A 24,695-nucleotide genomic window follows, 5' to 3' on the forward strand; every position below is an offset into this window, starting at 1 on the left:
GCGAAGATCGTGTCATGGAGCTGAGGAACTGGGCGGCAAACTTAGCCTTTCGCGCGGGCGAGATCCACCGGCCCACGTCGCTGAGCGAGCTCCAGCGCCTGATCGCCGGCGCCTCGCGGATCCACGCGCTGGGCAGCGGCCACTCCTTCAGCCACGTCGCCGACTCGCCGGGTGACCTGGTCGCGCTGGACGGCATGCCGTACGAGGTGGACGTGGACATGGCGGCGGGCAGCGTGCGGGTCGGCGCGGGCGTCACCTACGCGCGGCTCGCGCCGGAGCTGCACCGGCACGGGTTCGCGCTGGCCAACCTGGCCTCGCTGGCGCACATCTCGATCGGCGGCTCGGTCGCGACCGCCACCCACGGTTCCGGCGACGCCAACCAGTGCCTGTCCGCGGCCGTGTCCGCGATCGACCTGGTCACCTACGACGGGTCGCTGGTCAGCCTGCAACGCCGCGATCCGGACTTTCCCGGCGCGGTGGTGGCGCTCGGCGCGCTCGGCGTCGTCACGACGCTCACGCTCGACCTCGTACCGGCCTTCGAGCTGCACCAGTACGTCAGGGAGGGCCTGGAGCCCGGCTTCGACCCCGCCGAGATCATGTCCACCGGCTACAGCGTCAGCCTGTTCACCGACTGGAGCTCCACCCACGTCTGGCTCAAGCGCCACACGGAACTGACCGACGACGGCTGGTACGGCACGCGGCCCGCCACCCGCCAGGCGCATCCCGTGCCCGGCATGCCCGCCGACGGCTGCACCGGGCAACTCGGCGAGCCGGGACCGTGGCACGAGCGGCTGCCGCACTTCCGGCACGACTTCCCACCCAGCAGCGCGGGCGACGAGCTGCAGTCGGAGTTCCTGCTGCCCAGGGAGCATGCGGCCGAGGCGATCACGCGGCTGCGGGCCGTACGCGACAGGCTCGCACCCGTGCTGCAGATCTCGGAGGTCAGGACCGTGGCGGCCGACGAGCTGTGGCTGAGCCCGTTCCGCGGCCGCGACAGCGTGGCGATCCACTTCACCTGGGTCCGCGACACGGCGGCGGTGCTGCCGGTGATCGGGCTGGTGGAGGACGTGCTCGCGCCGCTGGAGCCGCGGCCGCACTGGGGGAAGCTGTTCACCCGGCTGCCCGCCTGCCCTGAGGAGTTCCGCGAGCTGGCCGGGCGGTACGACCCGGCGGGCAAGTTCGGCAACGACTTCCTGCGCGCATACCTGACAGTGGATGACAGGTAAGACTGCGAGGATCGTCCGCATGACAGCAAAGGGAACCTTCGAAACCGGTGGCTGGACGCCTCAGCCGCCCTACGACGACCGGGACGGCATCCAGCTCGGCCAGGTCACGATGACCAAGACCTTCCACGGCGACCTGACGGCCACGAGCCTGGTCACCCTGCTGGTGGCGGCCACCGAGGTCGAGGACTCCCGCTCGTACGTGGCGATCGAGCGCATCGACGGCACGCTCGACGGCCGCGAGGGGAGCTTCGTGGTCCAGCACAACGCCGTGAGCGACCGCGGGAAGCAGTCGCTCACGGTGAGCGTGGTGCCCGACTCCGGCACCGGGGAGCTGCGCGGGCTGCGGGGCACGATGGACATCCAGATCGCGCCCGACGGCTCGCACTCCTACACCTTCGAGTACTCCCTCTGAGCCTTCCGCGCTGCCAGCCCGAGCAGGACCAGCGCGCCGAGCCCGAAGACGAGGTGGCTGACCAGATCCATCGTCGGCGTCGAGGGGACGAGGGGCCCGGTGAAGAAGGCGTGCCAGGCGTAGGTCAGCAGGGCCCCGCCGGCCAGCGCCATCCGGTGCCCGGCGCCCCAGCCCTGCCGGGCCGACCAGGTCAGCGCCAGGACCGCCATGCCCGCCTCGGCGGCGACCAGCGTCACGATCGCCAGCCACGCCGGGGCCTGGCCGGGCATCAGCGTCATCACCTCGAACACGAGCCCGGCCACCAGCGTCACCGCGAGCACCAGCCACGGGCTTGGCGCCGTGCCCGTGACGGGCGTCGTACGCCTCGGCAACCGGAAGGCCGCCACGACGAGCGCCACCACGATCACCACGATGGCGACGAGCTGCGGGACCGAGGCCAGGAAGTGGCTCATCTGGTAGGAGAAGACCGTGGTGAACGCCGCGCCCAGCAGCGCAAGCACGGCCGCCACGCCGAGCCCTGCCTTGCCGAGCCACGGGGTTGTCCGCTGCTCGCCTGCCAGCTCCTCCACCAGCGCGATCGGCACGCTGACGCTCCACACCGTGTGCAGGCAGAGCACGAACAGCGTCCACGGCACGCCGATCCCGAGCGCGGGGACGAACCCGACGTCCAGCAGGTGCTGGCCGGCGTAGTTCGGGTTGAACAGGGACATCGTCATGATCCCCTCTTCGAACACCCCGTAGGCCAGCGCCATCAGCACGATGCTCGGCCAGCGCAGCCCGGCGCGCCGCGCCACCTCGCGGATGAGCACCGTGGCCCCGCCGTACGTGGGGGCGAGCATGATCAGGAAGTGCAGCGACGTGATCGGGAAGTCCCCCAGCAGGTACTCCGCGACCAGAGGGGACAGGAGAGCGAGACCGAGAGCCGGAACGATTCGACGCATGCCACGATCATTTCCGAGCCCGCGGGAAAAGGGATGTGTCATCGATCCGGATCTCGGTATGACAATCGTCCTATGCCAAGCCACTGGGCCTGGGGTGCCGAGCCGTCCCCGACCGAGCTGCTCGACCTCGCCCGGGCCACGGGCCTGGGCGATCCGTCCTCCTGGGAGCCTCCCGTCCCCTTCGAGGCGGTACGGCTCCCGCCGCCGCGCATCCCCGTCGCGTCCGAGATCGCGGCGTTCAGCACGGCGGAGCCCTACATCCGGGCGACGCGCACCTACGGCCAGGCCTACCGGGACCTGATCAGGGCCTACCGCGGCGACTTCGCCAACGCCCCCGACGTGGTGGCGATGCCCCGCGACGAGTCCGAGGTGACCCGTGTCCTGGAGTGGGCCTCGGCCTCCGGCGTGCCGGTCGTGCCGCGAGGCGGCGGCACCAGCGTGGTCGGCGGCGTCGAGGCCCGCTTCGACGGGCCGGCGATCTGCCTGGACCTCACCCGGATGGACCGGGTACTCGAGGTGGACCGGGCCTCTCGGGCGGCGCTGGTGCAGGCGGGCGCGGCGGGGCCGGTGCTCAACGGGCAGCTTCCCGACGGGCTGCAGCTGCGCTTCTTCCCGCAGTCGTATGAGTTCTCCACGCTCGGCGGGTGGATCGCCACCCGGGCGGGCGGCCACTACGCCACGCTGCACACCCACATCGACGACCTGGTCGAGTCCGTGCGCGCGATCACGCCCGCCGGGGTGTGGGAGTCGCGCCGCCTGCCGGGGTCCGGCGCGGGGCCCTCGCCGGACCGGTGGCTGCTCGGCTCCGAGGGGACCCTGGGGGTGATCACGCAGGCATGGGTGCGGGTGCAGCAGCGGCCGGCTTTCAAGGTGTCCACGCCGGTGCGGTTCGCCTCATGGGAGCAGGCCGTCTCCGCGGTGCGCGAGCTCGCCCAGTCGGGGCTGAACCCGGCCAACTGCCGGCTGCTCGACGCCCGCGAGGCCGCGCTGGCCGCGGGCGGCGACGGGAAGCACTGCGTGCTCATCGTCGGGTTCGAGTCCGCCGACCATCCGGTCGACGCCCTGATGGCGCGGGCCCTGGAGATCGCCGGAGGGGAACCCGGGCGGGCTCGGCAGGACCGGGAGTGGAAGGGCAGCTTCACCGGCATGCCGTACGTGCGCAACGCGCTGCCGGGGCTCGGGGTGATCGCGGAGACGTTCGAGACCGCGGTCACCTGGGACCGCTTCCCCGCGCTGCACGAGGCGGTGCTGGCCGAGGTGGACGCCACGTGCCGCATCGCCTTCGCCTACCCGGACGGGCCCGCGCCCTACTACACGGTGCTCACGCCTGCGGCCAGAGGCGAGGAGCTGGCCGCCTGGGACTCGATCAAGCTTCGCGTGTCGGACACCGTGCTGCGGATGGGCGGGACGATCACCCACCACCACGCGGTCGGCCGCGATCACCTGCCCTTCTACGAACGGCAGCGGCCGGAGCCGTTCGCGCTCGCGCTCAAGGCGGCCAAGGCGGCCCTCGATCCGCGCGGGATACTCAACCCCGGCGTGCTGGTCTGAGGAGTTCGCCGTGTGGGCGACGCCTACGCCGCTCTCACTCCTGGTCGTCCTGGGCCGTCCACGCGCCCGTGATGGGGCGGGCCAGGCGGATCGTGACCAGGTGGCTGGCGACGCCGGAGTCGATCAGCTTGCCGTCCGGGCCGAACGTGCCCAGGCCGAAGTCGTTGTCGTTGGCGATCACCAGCGTCCGCGGGTCCACCAGGGTGACGCCCTCGATCTTGCCGGGCAGGCCGGGGATCGCGGCCAGGTCCACCGCCGGCCGCTTGGCGGCCACGGTGACGTCCGCGGGCACCGACTGCTCCAGCGTCGGGGTGGTCTCCGGCCTGCCCAGCACGTCGGTGGCCTTGCGCAGGTCGACCGTGTAGAGGCGGGCCACGGCGTCCGTGCGCTCCTCAAGAAGCAGGCGGCCGGGGCTCAGCACGTTCAGCGCCGAGATCTTCATGTCGCCCTGCTGGGCGGCCGGGTCGAAGGTGGCCACGTCCTCCATCGTGTACGCCCACTCGCCCGTCGGCCGGCCGGTGCGCAGGTCGACGCGGAGGATGCGGGCGGTGCTCGACGCCTTGCCGGTCTTCTTGTCCGGGTTCGCCAGCGGGCTCTGCACCGCCAGGTAGAGCGCGTGCTCCCAGCGGGACACGCCCAGCGCCTCGAAGCCCCGGTTCTGCTGCCTCGTGGCGAACACGGCGGGCAGCGTGTCGTACACCGGGTACTTGGCGGCCAGTTGCAGGCCCTCCGGCACGTAGCGCGCCAGGATCCGGCCGTCCGATCCGACGTGCACCAGCGACGGCGCGTACTCGTCCACCAGCCAGAAGCCGCCGCGGCCGTCGGTGACGATGTCCTCGGTGTCCAGCCCGCCCGGGTCGTAGGACAGCTGCGTCTGCCCGTCCCAGGTGTAGGGGACCTCGTCGCGGCCCGCCAGGTTCGACAGGCCGGTGATCGGCGTCCCGTCGGCGTTCTTGATGGTGATCGTCTGCGCGATCCTGGTCTGGCCGTTCCTGACGGCGACCCTGACGATGGCCGGCGCGAACTCGGGCACGGGGAACGTGCGCCGCTTCTCGCCGTTCACCTTCGGCTCGCCGTTCGGGCCGCGGTCGGTGACCATCCAGTACTCGCCCCTGAGATGCGCGGGGTACAGCCCGCTGCCGACACCGCCCAGCTTCACGCCATGGTCGTCCTTGACCAGGCCCTGCTCGAACTCGCTCAACGGCGGCGCGGGAATCGTCACGTCCGACACGACTCTGGGCTCGGGCGCGGCCTGAGCCGCCCCGGGCACGACAACGAACAGCGCGGAGGCGGCAGCCAGCCCCGCGACGACAGAACGCGACACGACGCTCCTCATCGGTCAAAACACCAGGTGATCCCCCGAAACCTACAGATGCCCGGTGTCCAAGCACTGAAGGCGAGATGAACGCTTCAGAAGTGTCGGGGCGGGGCGATAGCTTCTGGGGCATGCCACCACCGTCCGCCCGGGAGATCCGGCAGCTCGTACGGCGGGCGGCGCGGCTCGGCGGGAACGCGAGCGGGCTCCTCGGCGAGTACGGCAAGGCGGTCGCGGAGGTGCGTTCCGCGCTCGAGCCGGTGCGCGATCGGCAGGCCCGGCTCGAGCTGGGGGCCATTCCCGTGTCCCGGTTGAAGGACGTCACCGGTGGCGGGTTGCGGCTGACGGCGTTGGAGGAGGCCGGATACACCACCGTGCTCAGCGTGCTCGACGCCACGCCGTACGAGCTGCAGGGGCTGCCCGGAGTCGGGCCGAAGACCCGTTGGCAGGCGCAGAGCGCCGCGCAGCAGCTCGCGCGTGCCGCGCGGGAGTCCGGCACCGTGCACATCGACGTCGAGGAGCAGGACGTCGAGACCGCGCGGCTGCTCGGGGCGCTGCACGTGCTGGTGGCCGCCGGGCCCGAGCTGCCGCGGGCCCGCCGTACCGCCCAAGCGCTCGAGCAGCGGCTGAAGGAGCTCATCCCCGCGGCGCGGGCCCTGAGCAGCTGGTGGCGCAGGATGCTGACCGGCGGGCGGCGGCGCGCCCGCGCCGAGCAGGCCGTCGCGCGGCTCGCGGAGCTGCTCGCCGAGGAGACCGAGACGCGGCTGCTCCTCGCGCAGGCCACCACCGACCTGCTGCGCCCGCCGCCGGGCGCGGCGGAGGCCTGGATCGACTTCGAGCTCCGCTCGGCCGACTACTACAACCTGCTGGCGGAGCTGTCGGCCCTGGCGCCGCTCGACCGGGCCGCGGCCGAGGGGTTCCTGCCCGACGAGCTGGCCGAGCGAGTGCGGCGCCAGGAGCTCGACGACACCAGGCGGCGGGTCTCGCTGCGCGGCTACCAGGCGTTCGGCGCCCGCTTCGCGCTCGCGCAGGAGCGCGTGATCCTCGGCGACGAGATGGGGCTGGGCAAGACGATCCAGGCCATCGCCGTCCTGGCCCACCTGCACGCCCGCGGCACGACGCACTCGCTGGTGGTCTGCCCGGCGAGCACGCTGGTCAACTGGGTGCGCGAGATCGAGGCCCGCAGCACGCTGGGCGCCTACCGCTTACACGGCGACGCGCGCGACCTGGCGCGGTCGGCCTGGCTCGAACGCGGCGGGGTGGCGGTGACCACGTTCGACGGGCTGCACCGGCTCGACCCGGCGCCACAGGTGGGGCTGCTCGTCGTGGACGAGGCGCACTACGTGAAGAACCCGGAGGCCCGCCGCTCCAGGGCTGTGGCGGGCTGGAGCCGCCAGGTCGCCCGGGTGCTGTTCATGACCGGCACGCCGCTGGAGAACCGGGTCGAGGAGTTCCGCAGCCTGGTCGGATACCTCCAGCCTGACCTGCGTCCCCAGGTGACCGCCGGGGCGCAGGCCTTCCGCCGCGCCGTCGCCCCCGTCTACCTGCGCCGCAACCAGGAGGACGTGCTCACCGAGCTGCCCGGCCTGGTCCACGCCGACGAATGGGAGGAGTTCAGTACGGCTGACGCCGACGCCTACCGTGAGGCGGTGGGATCGGGCCGGTTCATGGCGATGCGCCGCGCGGCCTACGCCGTGCCGGAGAAGTCGGCCAAGCTGGAACGGCTGCGCGAACTGGTCGACGAGGCCGCCGTCACCGGCCTGAAGGTGGTCGTGTTCTCCTACTTCCGCGACGTGCTGGCCGCCGTCGCCGACTCGCTCGGCCCGGCCGTGCACGGCCCGATCTCCGGCGACCTCCCGCCGGAACGCCGCCAGCACGTCGTCGACGCCTTCACCGAGGCGCCCGGCCACGCGGTGCTGCTCGCCCAGATCCAGGCGGGCGGGGTCGGCCTCAACCTGCAGGCGGCCTCCATCGTGATCATCTGCGAACCGCAGGTCAAGCCCACCCTGGAGAGCCAGGCCGTGGCACGCGCCCACCGCATGGGCCAGGTCCGCCGGGTCCAGGTACACCGCCTCCTCACCCCCGACAGCGTCGACGAACGCCTCCTCCGGATCCTGCACGCCAAGGCCGCCCTGTTCGACAAGTACGCCCGCCGCAGCACCTTGGCCGAATCCACCCCCGACGCCATCGACATCTCCGACCAGTCCCTCGCCGAGCGGATCATCAGGGAGGAACAGCAGCGCCTGGCCACCGGCTAGCCGTTCAGCGCCTCATGGAGCTTCGTCGCGGCCGTCGTGGCGACGTCCCCGGTCAGCTCGGGTTCGAAGCGGGCGTAGAAGCCGTTGTGCTCCACCAGCGCGATGGTGTTCCCGTCCCTGATGACCACGAGGTCGACCGCCATGATCGGGCCGATCTCCGCGTCCGGCTCCTGCGCCCGGAACTTGATCCCGTACGTGGCAGAGCCGAGCTTGCCGACGGACAGCCGGTTGATCGTTTCCCTGACACTGGCGCCACGGGCCTTGACGTGGCCACAGTCGCGGACCAGCACCTTGGCCGCCCGCTCCAGCCCGTCGATCTGGGCGGCGGATCCGTTCACGATGAACTCGTTCACCCCCTCGGTGACACCGTCCCGCATCAGCCAGGTCGCGGTCTTGCTCCGGTAGAAGGGGATCAGCCCGTTGACGGCCTTGGCGCACGGCTTCGTGTGAGCGTGCCTGGCGAGAAGGGGGCTCCTGTTCTTGGTCCCGTTGGGGACGAAGTCGTCGCCGACATCCTCCGACACGAGCAGCGCCGGCTTGAGCGACGGCGCTCGGCTCTCGGCCAGCGCGGGAGGAACCGCCAGCACCGCGCCGCCTAACAGGGCAGCGGTCAGCGTCAAGCACTTAGTGATCATGTCGCGCACTCTAGGCCACACATGACCAGCTCGGGGAGAGCCCCTCTGGAAATGCGCATTATCTGATGGGTCGGATGTCGTGCTGGGCGGAGGTGGCTGACCAGGTGGCGAGGAGCTCATCCGGCCGTGACCCGTGGTGCGCGATACGATGGAGAAGCTCTAATTAGTGGTTCTCCATTGAATAGAAAGCTGAGCTTATGCTGGAGGTTCGAAGGCTCAAGCTTCTGCACGAACTCGCGCACTACGGGACGGTGGCGGCCACCGCCGAGGCGCTCCAGCTCACCGGGCCCGCGGTGTCCCAGCAACTCGCCGCGCTTGAGCGGGAGGCGGGCGTGCGGCTGCTGGAGAAGCGGGGTCGGACGCTCGCGCTGACCGCCGCCGGCCGGCTGCTCGTGTCGCATGCGGACGTCATCCTGGGCGACGTGGCCGCCGCGGAGTCGGCGCTGGCCGCGCTTCGGGCGAACGGTTCCGGGAGGGTGCGCATCGCGGCCTTCCCCTCGGCGGCCCGCAGCCTCGTCGCCCCCGTCTGGACGAAGGCGCCGGGCGTCTCGCTGCGGCTGCTCGAGCTGGAACCGGATCTCGCCGTGGGTGCGCTGATGCACCAGGAGGTCGACGTGGCGATCGTGCACAGCTACACGCTGCTCCCCCGCCAGACGCCGGCCAACTGCGAGGTGCACGCCATCACCGACGACCCGGTGCTGCTGGCGCTCTCGGAGGAGGCCGCGCGCGAGCGTGGGCTCGCTCCGGGACAGAAGGCGCGCCTGGCCAGGTTCGCGAACGCCGCCTGGCTGGTGCCCGCCAAGGAGCACTCGTGCCACGAGATGATCCAGCGCGCGTGCGGGGCCGCGGGTTTCGTCCCCGACGTCGTCGCCGAGGCCACCGACTTCTCCGTCATCGCCGCGCTCGTCGCGGCGGGCGCCGGCGTCGCGCTCGTGCCCGAGATGGCCCTGCCCGACGCGCACGGCCCGATCAGCCTCCATCCCCTGGCGGCGCCGGTGGTGCGCACGGTCTACGCGCTGACCAGGACAGGCACCTCGCGCCGCCCGGACGTGCAGGCGGTTCTGGCCGCACTGGTAAGCACAACTTCCGACTTCTAGAAGAAATCGGAACTGGTTCTTCTTGATATGAGCCGCCAGACTTGTCCGTATGGCACTCATCGATCTCCGCAGCGACACGTGCAGCCGTCCGACCAGGGCCATGCGGGAGGCGATGGCCTGGGCGGACGTCGGTGACGACGTCTACGGCGACGACCCGACCGTGAAGGAGCTGGAGGCCGAGACCGCCACCCTGCTGGGAAAGCAGGACGCGGTGTACATGCCGACCGGCACCATGACGAACCAGGTCGGTATCCGCGCGCACACCGAACCCGGCGATGCCGTGCTCTTCGACCAGAACGCGCACGTCTACCTCCTCGAGGGAGGCGCGCCGGCCGCCTACTCGGGCGTCCTGCCCCGCCTGCTTCCCGGCGTCCGCGGCATCTTCACCGCGGCCGACGTCGCCGCCGCCGTGGGGCAGCCGCACCCCTTCTTCCCGGCCACGGTCCCCGCACCCGTCACGCTGCTGTGCGTGGAGAACACGCACAACGCCGGCGGCGGCGCGGTCTGGCCGCTCGAGCGGCTGCTCGAGGTCACCTCCGCCGGCCGTGCCCTCGGGCTCGGCCTGCACCTCGACGGGGCCAGGCTCTGGCACGCGAGCGCCGCCACGGGTGTGGAACTCGAGGAGTACGGTGCCCCGTTCGACACCGTGAGCGTGTGCTTCTCCAAGGCGCTCGGGGCGCCGATGGGTTCGTGCCTGGCGGGCTCCGCGGAGCTCGTCGCACGCGCCCGGCGGTTCAAGCAGCAGGTGGGAGGCGGTTTCCGCCAGGCGGGCATCGTGGCCGCCGGCGCCCTGCACGCGCTGCGCGAACACCGGTCCCTGCTGCCCGAGGTCCACGCCAACGCCAGGCGCTTCGCCGAGGCGGTGGCGCAGCTGGACGGCGTCGACCTGGATCCCGCCGAGGTCGAGACGAACATCGTCCGCTTCAGGCTGACGCGCGGCACCGCGGCGGCCTTCGCCGAGGAAGCCCACCGCCTGGGCCTGCACGTCCTGCCCTCCGGTGCGGACGGGGTGCGAGCCGTCTTCTACCTGGACATCTCCCCCGCCGACACCGACCGCGCCATCACCATCGCCGCCAAGGCACTCGCGACCTTGTGATCGGGCTACGGCTGGTCGTACCAAGCGACCGCCGCGATCCGCCAGCCCTCTTCGGTGCGGACGAACTGGATGGTCTTGGTCCCGTCGGCCTCGAACGGCTCGCCGTCCAGGATCCCGGACTTGCGGTACTCGCCGAACCGCGACGCGATATCGCCCACGATGTCGGTCCGTTCGGAGGTCTCCCACTCGGAGAACTCGACCAGCCGCCCCTCGCTCAGCAGCCGCTCGCGAGGCTCGATGAACCCCTCCACGCTGTAGGCCGCGAACTCGGGCCCGGTCTTCACGATCACACCGCCAGGAAGGAGCAGCCTCCGCAGCCGCGCCACGTCGGCGGCCTTCCCGCCCCGGTTGTCGAAAGCACCGAAGAACTCCGCGGTCAGAACGTCAATCTCAGTCTTGGACATGGCGGGACCGTAACACGCCTCGATCCGGGGCTAGGTGTCGCGGGAGGGGACGGTCCGGTGGACGACGACGCCGGCGACGAGGCACATGGCTCCGGCGACCGCCATCCCTGATGCGGGCCCCAGAGCCGCCATCACCCCGGTGGCGGCCGCCAGGGTGAGGGTCTCCAAGCTCATCCGCGCCGTGCTGAACAGTGCGGCGCCCGCCCCTCCCCGCTGGTAGGGCACGTACTTGAGCGCTTGCCCGTCCGGGACGCCTTCGGTCAGGCCGAGACACACCCCGACGACCCCGGCCGCGGCGAGCAGAGCGGCGGGGTGGTCGGTGACCTGCAGGACGAGCGCCGTGACGGTGCACGCGAACAGGGTGGCCGTCACCAGCGCCCGCGCTCCCCGGCGCGCGAGCCGTACGGCAAGCAGCGGAAGGACCGTCGACGGCACGGTCAGCAGGCTGAGCATGACCGCTGCCTCGCCCGAGCCCATGCGCTGCGCGGCGCCGAGCTGAGGGAGCGCGGTCAACCCCACCACGAGCATCCCCATGAAGGCACCCGTCGCCAGGGCGTACGCCCGATAGGCGGGGATCCGCAACAGGTCGACGGGGATCGCGGGATCAGCCGCACGCCGTTCCACGCGGACGAGCCCGACGGCGCCGGCCACCGCGACGAGGACGAGTACGGCCGGCCCCCACCACGGGGCGCCGGACCCGAGGCCGAGTGCCGTCACCGCGGCGGCGATCGTCACCCCGAAGAGGACGGCCCCGGCGAGGTCGAACCCATCGGGCACCTCGGGGCTGCGAAGACCCGGAAGCCCGAGCGTGGCCAGGGCCGCGATGGCGGCGACGGTCGCCGGCGCGAGGAAGACAAGGGGCCACCCTCCCGCGGCCATGAGGACCTGGGCGACGACCGGCCCCAAGGCCAGGCTGCTGCCTAGCACGGCGCCCGCGTAGCCGTACACCCGGCGCCGCTCTTCCGGCGGATACACGGCCAGCAGCATCGACGATCCACCGGCGGCGCACATGGCCGCCCCGACACCGGCGACCGCGCGCAGGGCGACCAGAGACAGCAGGTCCGGAGCCAGGGCGGACAGGACCCCGGTGACCGCGACGACGAGGTTGCCGGCGACGAAGAACCGGGTGCGGGCGCTACGATCCGCCGTCGCCCCGGCCAGCAGCAGGGCCGCGGCGAAGAGCCCGTTGTAGGCGAGAACGATCCACGGACCCAGGGCATCCGCGCCGGGCAACCGCATGGTCACATCGGGGACGATCGCCGTCGCGCCGGTGATCGCGAGCGGGAACACCGCGGTGGAGATGAGATCAGCGACAAGCACACGCCGACGCTGACGAACGGACAAGGCAAACAAGGGTGCGCTCCGGAACAGGAGGAATCCGAGCGCCACGAGGACGCTCCTGGCCAAGGCTCAGGAGCGACGACGAGAACTGGGGTTTCGCGCCGCCGCTCTCAGCGACGGCGCACCTTGTCCGCTTCAGGCACGATCACACGCTAGCAGGGCGGCTACGGCACCGACTTGATCCGCCAGATCAGTACGGTGCCGAGCAGGGAGATGAGCGCCGAAGCCAGGTACAGGCCCGAGTAACCGCCGAGGTAGGTGATGATCAACGACGCGACCGCAGGGACGATCACGTACGGCAGGCTTCCCATGAGCCCCGCGATGGCCAGGTCCCTGCCCTGATCGTCGGCGGCGGGCAGCACCTGGGTGATCAGGGCGCCGTCGACCCCGATGTAGATGCCGTAGCCGACGCCGAGCACCACGGCGGTCACGAGGGTCATGGTCCAGGTGGGCGACAGGGCCAGCATGATCGCGGCCGTCGCCATGATGGCCGAGCCGACGAAGACCAGGATCCTGCGGCGGCCGATCCGGTCGGACAGCCAGCCGCTGACCACGGACAGCGCCACGACCGAGACCCCGTTGATCGCGACGACGGTCAGCAGGTCGTCGGGATGGCCGACGACGTCCTGCAGGAAGTAGGGGATGTAGAGGGTGCCGATGCCGTACCCCAAGCTCATCAGGAAGCGGGTTCCCAGCGCCCAGGCGTAGTCGGGGTGGCGGCGCGGGTCGATCCGATAGCCGGCCAGGAACGTCTTCAGCGAGAACGGCTGGCGCTGTTCCTCGGGGAGCTGCTGGTCGGTGGTGACCATGACGAACGGGATCACCAGGGCCATGACCGCGGCCATCAGGAGATACCCCGCGGCTGGGCCGGAGGCGAGCGCGAGCAGCAGCCCCCCGGCGATCAACCCAGCGGCCTGCGGCACCGCGGCCCAGCCGAGCACCAGGCCACGCTGGGCGACCGGGACCTGGTCGGGGACGACCGTGTTGTACCCGGCGCCCAGCACGGACATGGTGATCGACAGCAGCAGTGCGCCGATCCCGACGCCGACCACGCTGTGCTGGGCGGCCAGGAAGAGGAAGGCGGCGGCGCAGGTGAGCGCGCCGCCGACGATCCAGGGGCGGCGGCGGCCGAACCGGCTGCCGGTGCGGTCGGACAGCGCGCCGAACAGCGGTCCGGCGACGAGTCCTGCGACCGCGCCCATGACGCTGACCCAGGCGTACCCCCCGACCTTCCCCGTGGGGTCGATGTCCGCGATCTGCTGGGGCATGACGAACGTGCTCGGTGACTGCAGGGCGATCTGCATGCCGAACCCGGCGACGACGTAGGTGGAGATCCAGCCGACCCCCACGCGACGTGTGGGGGTGAGGGAGGGGGTGGACATGGCGACCTCTGCTCAGTCGACGCGGGTGAGATGGACGAACTCGCTGGTGCCGTCGAAGGGCATCAGTCCCGCGCCGATGCCGTGGGCGAGCAGGACGGCGCCGTGGTGGACGTCCCCCGTCGCCTGGTCGCGATAGCGTCCCGCCGGGTCGAGCCCGGTGAGCCTGACCGGCGCGCGCGTCCGGCCGAGCGCGCTCGGCTGGTACATGAGGACGACGACCTCGCGACCGTCGGTGGAGACGTACTGCGTCGCCTCCGTTCCCAGTCGGTACTGCGTGCCGCCGTGGATCACCGGCCGGGCCCGCTTGTACTGCTCGACGAACGCGGCCGCCCAGGCCAGGTCGTCCTCGCTCCAGGTCCGCAGGTCTCCGCCGACGCCGAGGGCGCCGGCCATGGAGACGTGGAAGCGGTAGCGGATCCAATGGGTGCGGGCCGTCACCGAATTGGGGCTGTCGGTGACCCAGGCGCCCATCGTGCAGGCCGGGTAGATCTGGCCGTAGCCGTGCTGGATGGCGACCCGCTCGGCGGCGTCGGTGTTGTCGGAGGTCCACATCTGGTCGACCCGGGCCAGCATGCCGAGGTCGACCCGGCCGCCGCCGCCCGCGCACCCTTCGATGAACAGCCCGGGATGGTCGGCGCGGAGCCGATCGATGATCGCGTAGACGTTCCTGACGTGGTCGATCCAGAGCCGATCGGGATCATCGCGCCCCGGCCAGCCGGCCTCGCTGAACGGCCGGTTCATGTCCCACTTCAGGAAGGAGATCTCGTTCTCGCCGACCAGGGCGTCCAGCCAGGCGTGGGTCCACTCGGCCACGTCGGTCCTGGCCAGGTTGAGGACCAGCTGGTTGCGGCTCTCCGTACGGCGCCGCCCCGGCGTGTGCAGCACCCAGTCCGGGTGCCGCCGGTAGAGATCGCTGTCCGGGTTGACGGCCTCGGGCTCGACCCAGATCCCGAAGTCCATGCCGAGCCGACGTACCTCGCCGATCAGCGGCCCGAGCCCCTTGGGGAACCTGCCGGGGTTGGGCCACCAGTCGCCGAGCCCGGCCGCGTCGTGGGTGCGGGCGCCGAACCAGGCGTCGTCCAGGACGAACGTCTCGACCCCGACCCGGGCGGCGCGGGCCGCGAGGTCGAGCTGGAGCGCCTCGTCGTAGTCGAACTCGGTGGCCTCCCAGGCGTTGTAGACGACCGGCCTGACGCGGTCGGGGGCCGGCAGCACGTGCTTGCGGACATGGTCGTGCCAGCCGCGGCTGGTGGCACCGAACCCGCCCGCGCTGTAGAGGCCGGTGAAGGCCGGGGTCTCGAGCACGTCGCCGGGGGCCAGCCGCCAGGTCAGGCCCTCGTGGCCGAACCCGCCCGACCATCCGGCCCAGCCCCTCCGGTCGCGGAACGCGGTGATCCGCCAGCTGCCGCTCCAGGCCAGCGCGGCGCTCCACACCTCGCCGTGCTCCTCGGTGGCCTCCCCCGCGTCGATCATCAGCCAGGGGTTGGTCGCGTGCCCGGTGATGCCGGTCCTGCTGGTGAGCGTGGTCTCGCCGCGGGCGAGTTCGCCTCGCTGGAGCTGGAACTCCTTGCCCCACTCGCCGACGACGTGGCTCAGCCGGTAGCCGGGGCGGGGCGGGAGGGTCCAGGCGGCCGAGTCCAGGCGGAGGATCTCGATCGACGGGCCCTGTCCGGTGTGGCGCAGGGTGACGTGCCGTTCGATCGCGTCGGAGTCCTCCCTGACCCGGTAGTGCAGGGTGATCTCCAGCGGGTACCGCCGATCGGTGAAGACGATCTCCAGGCGTCCCTCGTCGATCCGCTGACTCAGGAAGCGCCACTCCACGCCATGGGTGGCGTCGCCGTACTGGACGATCAGGGACGGCACGCCGTACCGCAGACCGCCCTCGACGGCGAGTTCCTCACCACCAGGGTCGGACTCGGTGTCGGCGAGTGCGGCGCGCACCTCGGCGAGTTGTCTGGCCTGGTCGAGGGTGAGGCTTGCGCCCCAATGGACGTGCCGGGGCGCGTCGTCCTCGTCCAGGCGCAGGACGTAGGAGGTGGCGGGGGTGCGCAGCAGCCACAGCCGGTCGCGGGCGTCGAAGACGATGCTCATCGGCTCACCCAGACGGCCGTGTCGGCGGGGAGGAGGTCACCCTCGAGGGGGCCGCTGGCCAGCAGTGTCCCGGTGTGCGCGGGCAGCGCCACGGGCTCCTCCCCCAGGTTCGCCACCAGCGCGAAGCCGGGCCCTCTGGTGAACGCCAGCGTGCCCGGCCCCGCGTCGAAGAAGGCCGGATCGGGTGCCGAGCCGAGGTGCTCGCGGCGCAGCCGTACGGCGGTGCGGTAGAGGTTCAGCATCGAGCCGGGGTCGGCGCTCTGCGCAGCCACGGTCTGCCCGGCCCAGTCGCCGGGCTGGGGCAGCCAGGTCCGCACGGGGTGATCGGCGAAGCCGTACGGCGGAGCGTCACCACTCCATGGCAAGGGCACGCGGCAGCCGTCGCGGCCGAAGATCGCGCCTGCGGTCCTGGTGAAGATCGGGTCCTCGCGCCGGTCAGCGGGGATGTCCAGGACCTCGTGCAGGCCGAGCTCCTGCCCCTGGTAGACATAGGCGGAGCCGGGCAGCGCGAGCTGGATCAGCGCCGCCGCGCGCGCCCTGCGTAAGCCGCGCTCGCGGTCGATGTCGATCTCACCGCGCAGCGCCTCCTCGGTCGGGTTGCGGATGATCGACTGGTCCACGCCGAGCCTGGTCGCCAGCCGGGGAGCGTCGTGGTTCTCCAGCACCCACGGTGCGGTGACCGGCCTGCCCGCGGTGATCGCGACGGACGACTCGATCGCCGCTCGCCAGTCCGCCGCCGACCACGGCGTGCTCATCAGCGTGAAGTTGAAGACCTGCTGGAGCTGTCCGTCGCCGAGGTAGGGCGCCATGGTCTCGGGGTTGTCCGACCACTGCTCGAGGATGGCGACGCGATCACCGTAGGAATCGAGGATCTTGCGCCAGCGGCGGTGCTCGGCCAGGGTCTCCGGCTGGTGCGAGTACGGCGAGGGCTCGGCGTCGGGCGGCGTGCCCGGCGGCAGGTCGGGCAGCGCGGCGTCCTTGAACATCGCACCGGCGACGTCGACCCGGAACCCCGCGACACCGCGATCCAGCCAGAAGCGGAGCACGTCCTCGAACAGCGCGGGCACGTCAGGGTGCCGCCAGTTCCAGTCGGGCTGGGAGGAGTCGAACAGGTGCAGGTACCACTGCCCGTCCTCGACCTGGGTCCAGGCCGGACCGCCGAACATGGACTGCCAGTTGTTCGGCTCGTCGCGGAAGATGAAGCGCTCGCGTGCCGGGCTGCCGGGCTCCGCGGCGAGCGCCTGCTTGAACCACGGGTGTTCGGCCGAGCAGTGGTTCGGCACGATGTCGACGATGACCCGGATGCCGTGCCCGGCCGCGTCGGCGACCAGCGCGTCGAAGTCGGCCAGGGTGCCGAACCGGGGGTCCACGTCGCAGAAGTCGGCTACGTCGTACCCGCCGTCGGCCATCGGCGACGGATAGAACGGCGTCAGCCAGACGGCGTCCACTCCGAGCTCCACCAGGTACGGCAGGCGAGCCCGGATCCCCGCGAGGTCCCCCTGGCCGTCTCCGTCGGCGTCGGCGAAGCTGCGCGGATAGATCTGGTAGACCACCGCGTCACGCCACCACTCCCGGTGTGACATCGAATCAACTCCACTATGAGCACCACGCGGTAAATGTGAGGTTGGCTCAGATTAAAGGCATTCGATCGTTCACACCAGACCCGAAAATCGCCACGACCAGCCCGCCCGGCAGCCCTGTCGACGGCCAGGGCGCGGTCCGATCGGGTCCTGGTTGCCTGGTGACCGTCCTCCTCGGGCCGGCCGGAGTCGGTGTCCCGCTGACGATGGGGCCGACGTGGCCGACCGGACTGCTCGCGCTCGTCGGTGTCCTCTATGTGCGAACCACGACCAAGCTCGCCTTCACCGCCGCTTGTCGGCGGGCGGCCACGCGGGCGTGCCGGTCTCTGATGAAAGGATGGCCATCACCCGGGTCGGCTGTGGTGGCGGTTTCTTCTTCGGAGGTCCTTGTGCTCGTGCTGGCGGTGGCTCAGCCGGAATGCGTGCCGTACGACGTGGAAAAGAACGCGGTACGGCACGCGGAGATGGTGCGCAGGGCGGAGGCCAGGGTGGTGATATTTCCGGAACTGTCGCTTACGGGGTACCACCTGGACGCTCCGGCGATCACCGTGGAAGATTCGAGACTGGGGCCGATCGTGGAGGCTTGCGCGGAGGCGGGCGCGGTGGCCCTGGTGGGGGCACCGGTCAAGGACGAGGGGCTTGAGTACATCGCGACGCTGACGGTGGACGGCGCCGGGGCCAAAGTGGCCTACCGCAAGGTCCACGTGCATGCCAGCGAGGAACGATTCGCCGGCGGGAAGCGGCCCCAGGCGATCGAGGTGGACGGCCTGCGGCTGGGGCTGGCGATCTGCCGGGACATGGCGATCGCGCAGCATGCTGAAGACACCGCCGCGCTGGGAATCGACGTCTATGCGGCTGGAGTGGTTCACCAGGCGGCAGAGGTGGCGACCCAGGAAGAGAGAGCGCGGCGAATCGCCACCGATCACGGTGTCTGGGTGGCGGTGGCAAGCTTCGCGGGCCCGACCGGCGGCGGCTTCGAGCACACGGCCGGACGCTCGGGATTCTGGAGGCCAGGTGGCGACCTGGTCGCCCAGGCAGGACCGGAGCCGGGCGAGATCGTCCGTCTGACAATCGGCTAGCTAGAACAGGGGTGTTCGGGCACGCCAGCTGACAATCGGCTAGCTAGTGCTGTGACCGCACAGGTTCGCCGGGTTGATCAGGTTGCAGGCGCTGCCCCTTCTGGCTGGTCAGTCTGCGCACACGGACAGGTTCAGCCACAGCGCCTCCAGCGGTCGGAACAAACGTCACCGCACATCCAACCGCCACCACCGCCAACCCGGTGAAACTTCCCAGTCAGAGGTCTACCTGTCGCGCAAGGTCTCGATTTCGGCGGCCAGCACGACCATGTCGCGCACGTGCGTGTAGTACTTGGCCCCGTACTCGTCGTCGATCGCTGGGAGAACCTTCTCGAACGCCGCTGTGAGCCTCATCAAGCCTGCGCGGCGCTGCTCATTGAGCGAGCCTTTGAGGACGCCGGAGGCGTAGCCGTAGGCGTCCGCGTCGAGCAGCACCATCTCCTCGCCTTCGATGGCCAGGCCGCGAAAGCCCGGCGGGAACGGCGCGGCCAGGTGCTCGGCCATCAACTGCGCGAGCGCGTCGAGCTTCTCTTCGAACATGCGGGAGATCCTGCCAGGGGCACGCGTGCGCCGGGGCTCGGCTCGACCTCAACCCGGTGAACTTATGAGGTCACTGCTCTAGAACAGGGGTTTTCTGCAACGCCAGGTCCCGCCTCGTCCATTGATCCCTGGGCCAGATGCGCAGACGCGATGCCTTGGAGGGAGTCACAGCTCGTTTGCGGCTGGAGTTCGGGGCGTTGCGCCATTACCTGCCGCGCCACCTCACGAGCTGTACGGCACCGCCGGCGAGACTGCCCGACGCCTGCTCAACCAAGAGTTCTCCGCACCTCGCTACATCGACAGGATGCCCAGAGCGAGCACCGACACCCCCACTACGTCCACAGGAACGAAAGCACAACCACGAACCCAACACGCACAGCGGTCGTACAACCACGAGATCGACACGGCGCAAGCGTGAGATCAAATACGTCCGAGCGAAGCGAAGGCCCTGCAGGGATCGGGGCTGCAGGGATCGGGGCTGCGGCCCCGACTGGAAGCAACGCCTGAGCCGATCGCGCGAAGCGCAAGCGCAGACACGTGACCGATGCGGCGAAGGTGAAGCGCACCCACGAGAACGATGCGGCGCAAGCGTGAGATCAAATACGCCCGAGCGAAGCGAGGCCCTTTGGCCCGACGCTGGGGGTCCGGGGGTTATCCCCCGGGGAAAAATGACGAGGAGACCGTGGGGAAGCGCGAGAAGGCGCGACCACACCTCACCGTACTCCGAGTGGAGCTATGGGGATTCGAACCCCAGACCTCCTCCATGCCATGGAGGCGCGCTACCAACTGCGCTATAGCCCCGTGATGCGTGGATAAGTGTATCGGAATCCGAGGGCGTTCGTGTCACGTCGTGCCCCGTGTGGTACGTCTTAGGTTTCATGTCGACCTTTGAAGAGCACCGAAGCCTGTTGATCGGCGTCGCCTACCGGATCCTCGGGAGTGTGGCCGATGCCGAGGACGTCGTGCAGGAGGCGTGGCTGCGTTGGTCCGGGGTCGACGAGGCGAGCGTGGAGGACGCGAAGGCGTACCTGATCCGGGTGACGTCGCGGTTGGCGATCGACCGGCTGCGGTGGGCGAAGTCGCGCCGCGAGTCGTACGTCGGCCCGTGGCTGCCTGAGCCGATCAGCCTGGCGCCCGACGTGGCCGAGCACGCGGAGCTGGCCGATTCCGTGGAGCTGGCGTTGCTGGTGGTGCTGGAGACGCTGTCGCCGCTGGAGCGGGCGGTGTTCGTTTTGCGGGAGGCGTTCGACCTGCCGTTCTCGGAGATCGCGCAGGTGATCGGGCGGGGCGAGGCGGCGACCAGGCAGCTGGGCAAGCGGGCGCGCGAGCACGTACAGGACAAACGTGCGCGCTTCCAAGTGGACCTGGGGCAGCGGCGGCAGATCACCGAGCGTTTCATGACCGCCGCCTCGGACGGCGACCTCGACGGGCTCATGGAGCTGCTGTCGAGCGAGGTCACGCTGGTCAGCGACGGCGGCGGCAAGGCACGCTCGCCGCTGCGCGCCCTCACCGGCGCGATCAACGTCACCCGCTTCCTCACCTCCATCTCGACGCCGGACGGCATCGCCAAGTTCATGGCCTCGATCAGCGTGACGGACTTCGCCGACATGTCATTCGCCGTAGCCACGGTGAACGACGCGCCCGCCATCGTCTTGTCGGTCGGCGGCCGCGTGGTCGCGGTCATGGCCCTGGACATCAAGGACGGTGCCATCGACACCATCTACCTCCTCGCCAACCCCGACAAACTCTCCCACCTCACCCCCGCTCTCCCCTGAGCCAGCCGTACGGCAGGCCACCCGGTACGGCGAGCTTGGAGAGCGAAGGGCCAGCCCTCGCGAGACGAGACAGCGAGAGAGGGCGGTGTCACGGCGACCAAGCACGTGAGACCGGGACCGCGAGGGCTGTACTCGGGCGAGCGTTCACGACCAGTGCGGGGCGAGGCTGCGCGGGAAGTCGCGGCGAGCATTCACGAGCAGCGCGAGGCGAGAGGCCGCGGCAGGCGTTCACAACCAGGACGAGCTGAGGCTGTATGGAGTGCCGAGGCGAGCGTTCACGGGCAGCGCGGGGCGAGGGTGCCACAGCAAGCGCTCGTGACCAGCATGGGGCGAGGCTGAGGGGCGCCGAGGCGGGTGCTCACGGGCAGCGCGGGGCGAGGGTGCCGCGGCAGGCGCTCTTGACCAGCGTGGGGCGAGGCTGAGGCGGACGTGCCGCGGCGAGCGCTCACGGGCACAACAGGGCGAGGGGGTCGCGGCCAGCGCGGGCCAGGGTGATCGGGGTGTCGTGGCGGGTGTTGGCGACGTGGATGTCGTGATGCAGAGCGGTTGTTATGAGGCGGCGCGGTGGTGGGTCGGGATGGAGGCTTCGGTTACCAGGGATTCGAGGTTCGTCCCCGTGGTGGCGAGGAGGTGGGCGGCGCCGTTGGCGGGGTCGGCGAGGAGGCCCCAGAGGAGGCGTTCACCGGTGACGGGGCCCGGTTTCCAGGTGGCCACCTCGATGACCTTGCGGCTGTGCGCCGCGAGCTGGATGGACCCGAGAGGACCGTGGAGGGTGACGCGGAGGAGGCGGGTTCGTTCGAGCCGCCACTGGCCGGGGGCGTGAAGGCGGGCACGGTGGCGGATCTCGGCGGCGTCGATGCCCAGGGCCGCGAGGAGTTCGTGGTCGCGCCCGGTGTCGACCAGGCGGCGGAGCGCCTCGGGTGTGGAGGCGAAGGACTCCAGGGTGAAGGGCCGCGTCTCGGCCAGGGCGAGGACGAGCAGGTCGGGGTCGAGGGTGCGGCGGCGGGCCTCGAGCGCCAGGGTCCCCGCGTGGATCACGCACTGCCTGGCCTGGTCGGTGAAGCGGGCGAGCATGCGGACTACCTCCCGATACGGCGGGCGTGCTTGCGGTGGACGGTCTGGCGCCGTACGCCGAGGGCTTCGGCGACCTGTTCCCACGACCAGCCGCGGGCGCGGGCGGTCGTGACGTGGATGGATTCCAGCTCTTCCAGCAGCGCGCGCAGCGCGGCGACCGCGGCCAGCCCCGTGCCGGGGTCGTCACGGTCGGCGGCCGCGCGGGCAAGCTCGGCTACGTTCATGCCGTCAGCATATGCTGACAAGCCCGCCACTGTCAGCACATGCTGACACAAACGTCAAAGGACGCGGGTGTGCATCGCGAGGGCGGCATCCTCGAGCTCGAGGGAGACCGTCACCGTGCCGAGCTGGCACGTCCTGGTCACATGCGTGCCACCGCACGGGATGTGGGCCTCGCCTTCCGGCAGTGCGCAATGCCAGGTACGGCGGGCGGTCAGCGTCGGATCGGGCACGTCGACCCAGACGGGGGCGTCGGCGGCCACCCAGTGCTTGAGTCGCTCGTTGACGGCCCCGGCGACCTGCGCGAGGTCCAGGTCTTCCGCGGAGAAGCCCTTCTTGCGCAGCGACTTGCCCAGCCGGTACACGTCCACGCTGCCGTACTCGGTGATGCGCGAGGAGGTGATCGCGGTCTGGTCGAAGTCGGGATTGCCGAGCGCGTCGGTGGCCGTCTCCTTGCGCCAGCGCGGCGCCAGGACCGCGTTGAGCGCGAGGGCGGCCAGGTGGCAGGCGGTGTGCCCGGCCGACAGGGCAGCGCGGTAGTCGGCGTCGACGACCAGGTCCACCTCCTCCCCCACGGGAAGCGGGCTGTCGACGACGTGCACGACGAGCCAGCGCCATCCGTCGGCGCCCCGCCGTACCGGGATGTCGTCGCCCATGAACAGGCCGGCGTCCGACTCGGCGGCCGTCACGCAGTCGACGACGGGCAGCCCGCCGATCGTGCCGCGGTCGGCGGGCTGGTCGGGCCAGGTGTGGTCGAGCGGGTGGAAGGGCGTCTCGGTGGTGACGAGGCCGTGCCGAGCCCCCGCCGGCACGGCCTCGACGATCTGGGAACGGCCGGTGACCTGGCCTTCAGGGAAGGTGACGACGGTGGAGTTCACGCCTCCATCTTCCCAGCCTCGTCCTCGAGGAAGCGGTTGCGCCCCGCGTACAGGCCGGTCAGCAACTGCACGGCGACGACCGCGAGCATCATCGCGTACGGCACGGCCCACCCGCCCGTGGCCTCGTGCAGCAGCCCGACGAGCAGCGGCCCGGCGCCGGCGATGAGGTATCCGGCGCTCTGGCCGAAGGCCGACAGCCCGGCGGTCGCCTCGGGGGTGCGGGTGCGCAGGCCGAGCATCATGAGCGCGAGCGGAAACGAACCCATGCCGATGGCCACGAACACCACCCAGACCAGCGCCGTCGAGGCGGGCGCGAGCCACAGGCCGAGGAAGCCGATCGTGTAGGCGGTGACCAGGCCCACGACCATCGGCCGCTGGTCGCGGAAGCGGGAGGCGACGGCGGGCACCACGATCGACACCGGGATGTTCAGCGCGGTGAAGATGCCCAGCACGAGCCCGGCCTGCCCGGTGGAGAAGCCACTGTCGGTCAGTATCGTGGCTAGCCAGCCGAACATGATGTAAGCGATCATGGACTGGGTGCCGAAGTAGACGGCGACCATCCAGGCGAGTCTGCTCCCGGCGAGGCGGCGGATGCCGGAGTCCTTCTGGCCGGTGTCCCGCTCCGGCTCATTGCGCACCAGCGCAAGCCACGGAATGGCGGCGACGACGGCCAGGAGCGCCCACACGCCGAGCGCGATGTGCCAGTCGCCCGACGCGCGCTCGATCGGCACCGTCGCCGCGGCCGCCAGCATGGTGCCGGCCGCCAGCGCGGTGGTGTAGACGGTGGTCATGATCCCGGTGCGCTTGGGGAAGTGGCGCTTGATGAGGGTGGGGATCAGCACGTTGCCGACCGCGCCGCCCGACAGCGCGAGCGCGCTGCTGAGCAGGAACACGGTCGACGAGCCGACCAGCGAGCGCACCAGCAGGCCCACGCCGAGGGTGACCAGCGCGAGCAGCAGCAGCCGGTGCTCGCCGAGGCGCCTGGCCAGGGTGGGCGTGATCGCGCCGACCGAGGCGAAGGCCAGCACGGGCAGCGTGGTGAGCAGGCCGGTGCCGACGCTGGACATACCGAGCCCGGCAGCGAGCTGGTCGAGCAGGGGACCGACGCTGGTGACGGCGGTCCTGAGGTTGAGCGCGGCCAGGACGATTCCCAGCACGAGCAGCCAGGCAAGGGATCCGGTTCTGGTTCTGGACTCTTGGGCGATGACGCTCATGCGGCCGCGAAACCTCCACTCATCAAATCATGGGACGAATCACCATCCTAACAGGACCGAAATATCCCTTTATTCCTGTCCAGGTGAAAGCCCCCTTTCCCAGATCGGAAAGGGGGCCAGGGGGATGGATCAGTGGAGTGGCGGGACCTCGCCGCGCCAGGCGCCGGTCTCGCCGCCGCGCGGCTCGATGAAGTCCTTGAAGCGGCGCAGGTCGCCCCGCACCCGCATGCGGACCAGCTGCAGCCAGTCGCCCGCAACCTCGACGAAGCCCTCGGGGTCGTACTCCATCTGGAGCGTGACCCGGGTGGTCGTCTCGTCGATCGGGTAGAAGGTGACGACGCCGGCCTGACGCGGCCCATCCACCGACCGCCAGGCGATGCGCCCGTCGGGGCGCTGCTCGGTGATCTCGGTCTCGAACTCCCGCTTGACCCCCGCGATCTCGGCCACCCAGGCGTTGTGGGTGTAGGTGAGCTGCTTGACCGACTCCACCCCTTCCATGAACTCGGGGAAGCTCTCGAACTGCGTCCACTGGTTGTAGGCCACCCTGACGGGGACCATGACGTCTATGGAGTGCTCGATTGTGCTCATGA

The 24,695-nt window shown here is 70.8% G+C and carries 22 protein-coding genes and 1 tRNA gene; 8 read left to right on the forward strand and 15 right to left on the reverse strand.

Going from position 1 to position 24,695, the window contains the following annotated elements:
• Positions 1–14 precede the first annotated feature (14 nt).
• Together KIK09_RS19450 and KIK09_RS19455 are read left to right on the forward strand one after the other, a co-directional pair.
• Positions 15–1,226, forward strand: coding sequence for an FAD-binding protein (locus KIK09_RS19450; protein ID WP_214320604.1), 1,212 nt, complete (start codon positions 15–17; stop codon positions 1,224–1,226).
• Between the two features lie 19 nt (positions 1,227–1,245).
• Positions 1,246–1,638 carry a DUF3224 domain-containing protein gene (locus tag KIK09_RS19455; protein ID WP_250573260.1) on the forward strand — a complete coding sequence of 131 codons (393 nt, stop codon included), beginning with the start codon at positions 1,246–1,248 and terminating at the stop codon, positions 1,636–1,638.
• On the opposite strand, the gene KIK09_RS19460 is transcribed toward KIK09_RS19455, so the two are convergent.
• A complete protein-coding gene (locus KIK09_RS19460; RefSeq protein WP_214320605.1) occupies positions 1,614–2,579 on the reverse strand; it encodes an AF_0692 family protein in 966 nt (321 codons plus the stop codon). The genes KIK09_RS19455 and KIK09_RS19460 overlap by 25 nt on opposite strands.
• Positions 2,580–2,651: 72 nt before the next feature.
• On the opposite strand from KIK09_RS19460, the gene KIK09_RS19465 reads away from it, so the two are divergent.
• Positions 2,652–4,130 (forward strand): FAD-binding oxidoreductase, encoded by a 1,479-nt coding sequence (locus tag KIK09_RS19465; RefSeq protein WP_214320606.1) that lies wholly within the window; start codon positions 2,652–2,654, stop codon positions 4,128–4,130.
• Between the two features lie 34 nt (positions 4,131–4,164).
• On the opposite strand, the gene KIK09_RS19470 is transcribed toward KIK09_RS19465, so the two are convergent.
• Positions 4,165–5,454 carry an esterase-like activity of phytase family protein gene (locus tag KIK09_RS19470; protein WP_214320607.1) on the reverse strand — a complete coding sequence of 430 codons (1,290 nt, stop codon included), beginning with the start codon at positions 5,452–5,454 and terminating at the stop codon, positions 4,165–4,167.
• Positions 5,455–5,576: 122 nt separating this feature from the next.
• Here KIK09_RS19470 and KIK09_RS59255 point away from each other — a divergent pair, with 122 nt between their 5' ends.
• Positions 5,577–7,703: a DEAD/DEAH box helicase gene (locus KIK09_RS59255; RefSeq protein ID WP_275956160.1), complete on the forward strand. Its 2,127-nt coding sequence runs from the start codon at positions 5,577–5,579 to the stop codon at positions 7,701–7,703.
• On the opposite strand, the gene KIK09_RS19480 is transcribed toward KIK09_RS59255, so the two are convergent.
• The gene (locus tag KIK09_RS19480) at positions 7,700–8,338 is read right to left on the reverse strand and encodes a hypothetical protein (protein ID WP_214320609.1); all 639 of its coding nucleotides are present in this window, start codon (positions 8,336–8,338) and stop codon (positions 7,700–7,702) included. The two genes, KIK09_RS59255 and KIK09_RS19480, sit on opposite strands and share 4 nt — an antisense overlap.
• Positions 8,339–8,535: 197 nt before the next feature.
• Between KIK09_RS19480 and KIK09_RS19485 the strand changes: the two genes are divergently transcribed.
• Together KIK09_RS19485 and KIK09_RS19490 are read left to right on the forward strand one after the other, a co-directional pair.
• Positions 8,536–9,435, forward strand: a complete 900-nt coding sequence (locus KIK09_RS19485) for a LysR family transcriptional regulator (RefSeq protein ID WP_214320610.1) — start codon at positions 8,536–8,538, stop codon at positions 9,433–9,435.
• Positions 9,436–9,484: 49 nt separating this feature from the next.
• Complete coding sequence (locus KIK09_RS19490; RefSeq protein ID WP_214320611.1) at positions 9,485–10,531, forward strand: threonine aldolase family protein; 1,047 nt, start codon at positions 9,485–9,487, stop codon at positions 10,529–10,531.
• A gap of 5 nt (positions 10,532–10,536) precedes the next feature.
• Here the strand turns inward: KIK09_RS19490 and KIK09_RS19495 are convergent, their stop codons facing one another.
• From KIK09_RS19495 to KIK09_RS19515, 5 genes are all read right to left on the reverse strand, one after another.
• On the reverse strand, positions 10,537–10,935 hold the full coding sequence (locus tag KIK09_RS19495) for a nuclear transport factor 2 family protein (RefSeq protein ID WP_214320612.1): 399 nt from the start codon (positions 10,933–10,935) through the stop codon (positions 10,537–10,539).
• Positions 10,936–10,965: 30 nt separating this feature from the next.
• Positions 10,966–12,255 carry an MFS transporter gene (locus KIK09_RS19500; protein WP_308164190.1) on the reverse strand — a complete coding sequence of 430 codons (1,290 nt, stop codon included), beginning with the start codon at positions 12,253–12,255 and terminating at the stop codon, positions 10,966–10,968.
• 185 nt (positions 12,256–12,440) lie between these two features.
• Positions 12,441–13,658, reverse strand: coding sequence for an MFS transporter (locus KIK09_RS19505; RefSeq protein WP_214320613.1), 1,218 nt, complete (start codon positions 13,656–13,658; stop codon positions 12,441–12,443).
• A gap of 12 nt (positions 13,659–13,670) precedes the next feature.
• Complete coding sequence (locus KIK09_RS19510; RefSeq protein WP_214320614.1) at positions 13,671–15,749, reverse strand: alpha-galactosidase; 2,079 nt, start codon at positions 15,747–15,749, stop codon at positions 13,671–13,673.
• Positions 15,746–17,332 (reverse strand): glycoside hydrolase family 13 protein, encoded by a 1,587-nt coding sequence (locus tag KIK09_RS19515; RefSeq protein WP_214320615.1) that lies wholly within the window; start codon positions 17,330–17,332, stop codon positions 15,746–15,748. Before KIK09_RS19515 ends, KIK09_RS19510 begins: the two co-directional genes overlap by 4 nt.
• Before the next feature lie 158 nt (positions 17,333–17,490).
• Here KIK09_RS19515 and KIK09_RS19520 point away from each other — a divergent pair, with 158 nt between their 5' ends.
• On the forward strand, positions 17,491–18,408 hold the full coding sequence (locus tag KIK09_RS19520) for a carbon-nitrogen hydrolase family protein (RefSeq protein ID WP_308164191.1): 918 nt from the start codon (positions 17,491–17,493) through the stop codon (positions 18,406–18,408).
• 222 nt (positions 18,409–18,630) lie between these two features.
• Here KIK09_RS19520 and KIK09_RS19525 read toward each other — a convergent pair whose 3' ends face one another.
• Positions 18,631–18,945 (reverse strand): hypothetical protein, encoded by a 315-nt coding sequence (locus tag KIK09_RS19525; protein WP_214320616.1) that lies wholly within the window; start codon positions 18,943–18,945, stop codon positions 18,631–18,633.
• Between the two features lie 728 nt (positions 18,946–19,673).
• Positions 19,674–19,746, reverse strand: a tRNA-Ala gene (locus tag KIK09_RS19530).
• 77 nt (positions 19,747–19,823) lie between these two features.
• Here KIK09_RS19530 and KIK09_RS19535 point away from each other — a divergent pair.
• Complete coding sequence (locus KIK09_RS19535) at positions 19,824–20,720, forward strand: RNA polymerase sigma-70 factor (RefSeq protein WP_214320617.1); 897 nt, start codon at positions 19,824–19,826, stop codon at positions 20,718–20,720.
• 549 nt (positions 20,721–21,269) lie between these two features.
• Here KIK09_RS19535 and KIK09_RS19540 read toward each other — a convergent pair.
• From KIK09_RS19540 to KIK09_RS19560, 5 genes are all read right to left on the reverse strand, one after another.
• Complete coding sequence (locus tag KIK09_RS19540) at positions 21,270–21,794, reverse strand: Clp protease N-terminal domain-containing protein (protein WP_214320618.1); 525 nt, start codon at positions 21,792–21,794, stop codon at positions 21,270–21,272.
• Between the two features lie 5 nt (positions 21,795–21,799).
• On the reverse strand, positions 21,800–22,018 hold the full coding sequence (locus KIK09_RS19545; protein WP_214320619.1) for a helix-turn-helix domain-containing protein: 219 nt from the start codon (positions 22,016–22,018) through the stop codon (positions 21,800–21,802).
• Positions 22,019–22,072: 54 nt separating this feature from the next.
• Positions 22,073–22,891, reverse strand: coding sequence for an alanyl-tRNA editing protein (locus tag KIK09_RS19550; RefSeq protein ID WP_214320620.1), 819 nt, complete (start codon positions 22,889–22,891; stop codon positions 22,073–22,075).
• A complete protein-coding gene (locus KIK09_RS19555) occupies positions 22,888–24,105 on the reverse strand; it encodes a CynX/NimT family MFS transporter (protein WP_214320621.1) in 1,218 nt (405 codons plus the stop codon). Before KIK09_RS19555 ends, KIK09_RS19550 begins: the two co-directional genes overlap by 4 nt.
• A gap of 129 nt (positions 24,106–24,234) precedes the next feature.
• Complete coding sequence (locus tag KIK09_RS19560; protein ID WP_214320622.1) at positions 24,235–24,693, reverse strand: SRPBCC family protein; 459 nt, start codon at positions 24,691–24,693, stop codon at positions 24,235–24,237.
• Between the last annotated feature and the right edge of the window lie 2 nt (positions 24,694–24,695).

The sequence above is a fragment of the Nonomuraea sediminis genome (assembly GCF_018531495.1).
Taxonomy (GTDB): Bacteria; Actinomycetota; Actinomycetes; order Streptosporangiales; family Streptosporangiaceae; genus Nonomuraea; species Nonomuraea sediminis.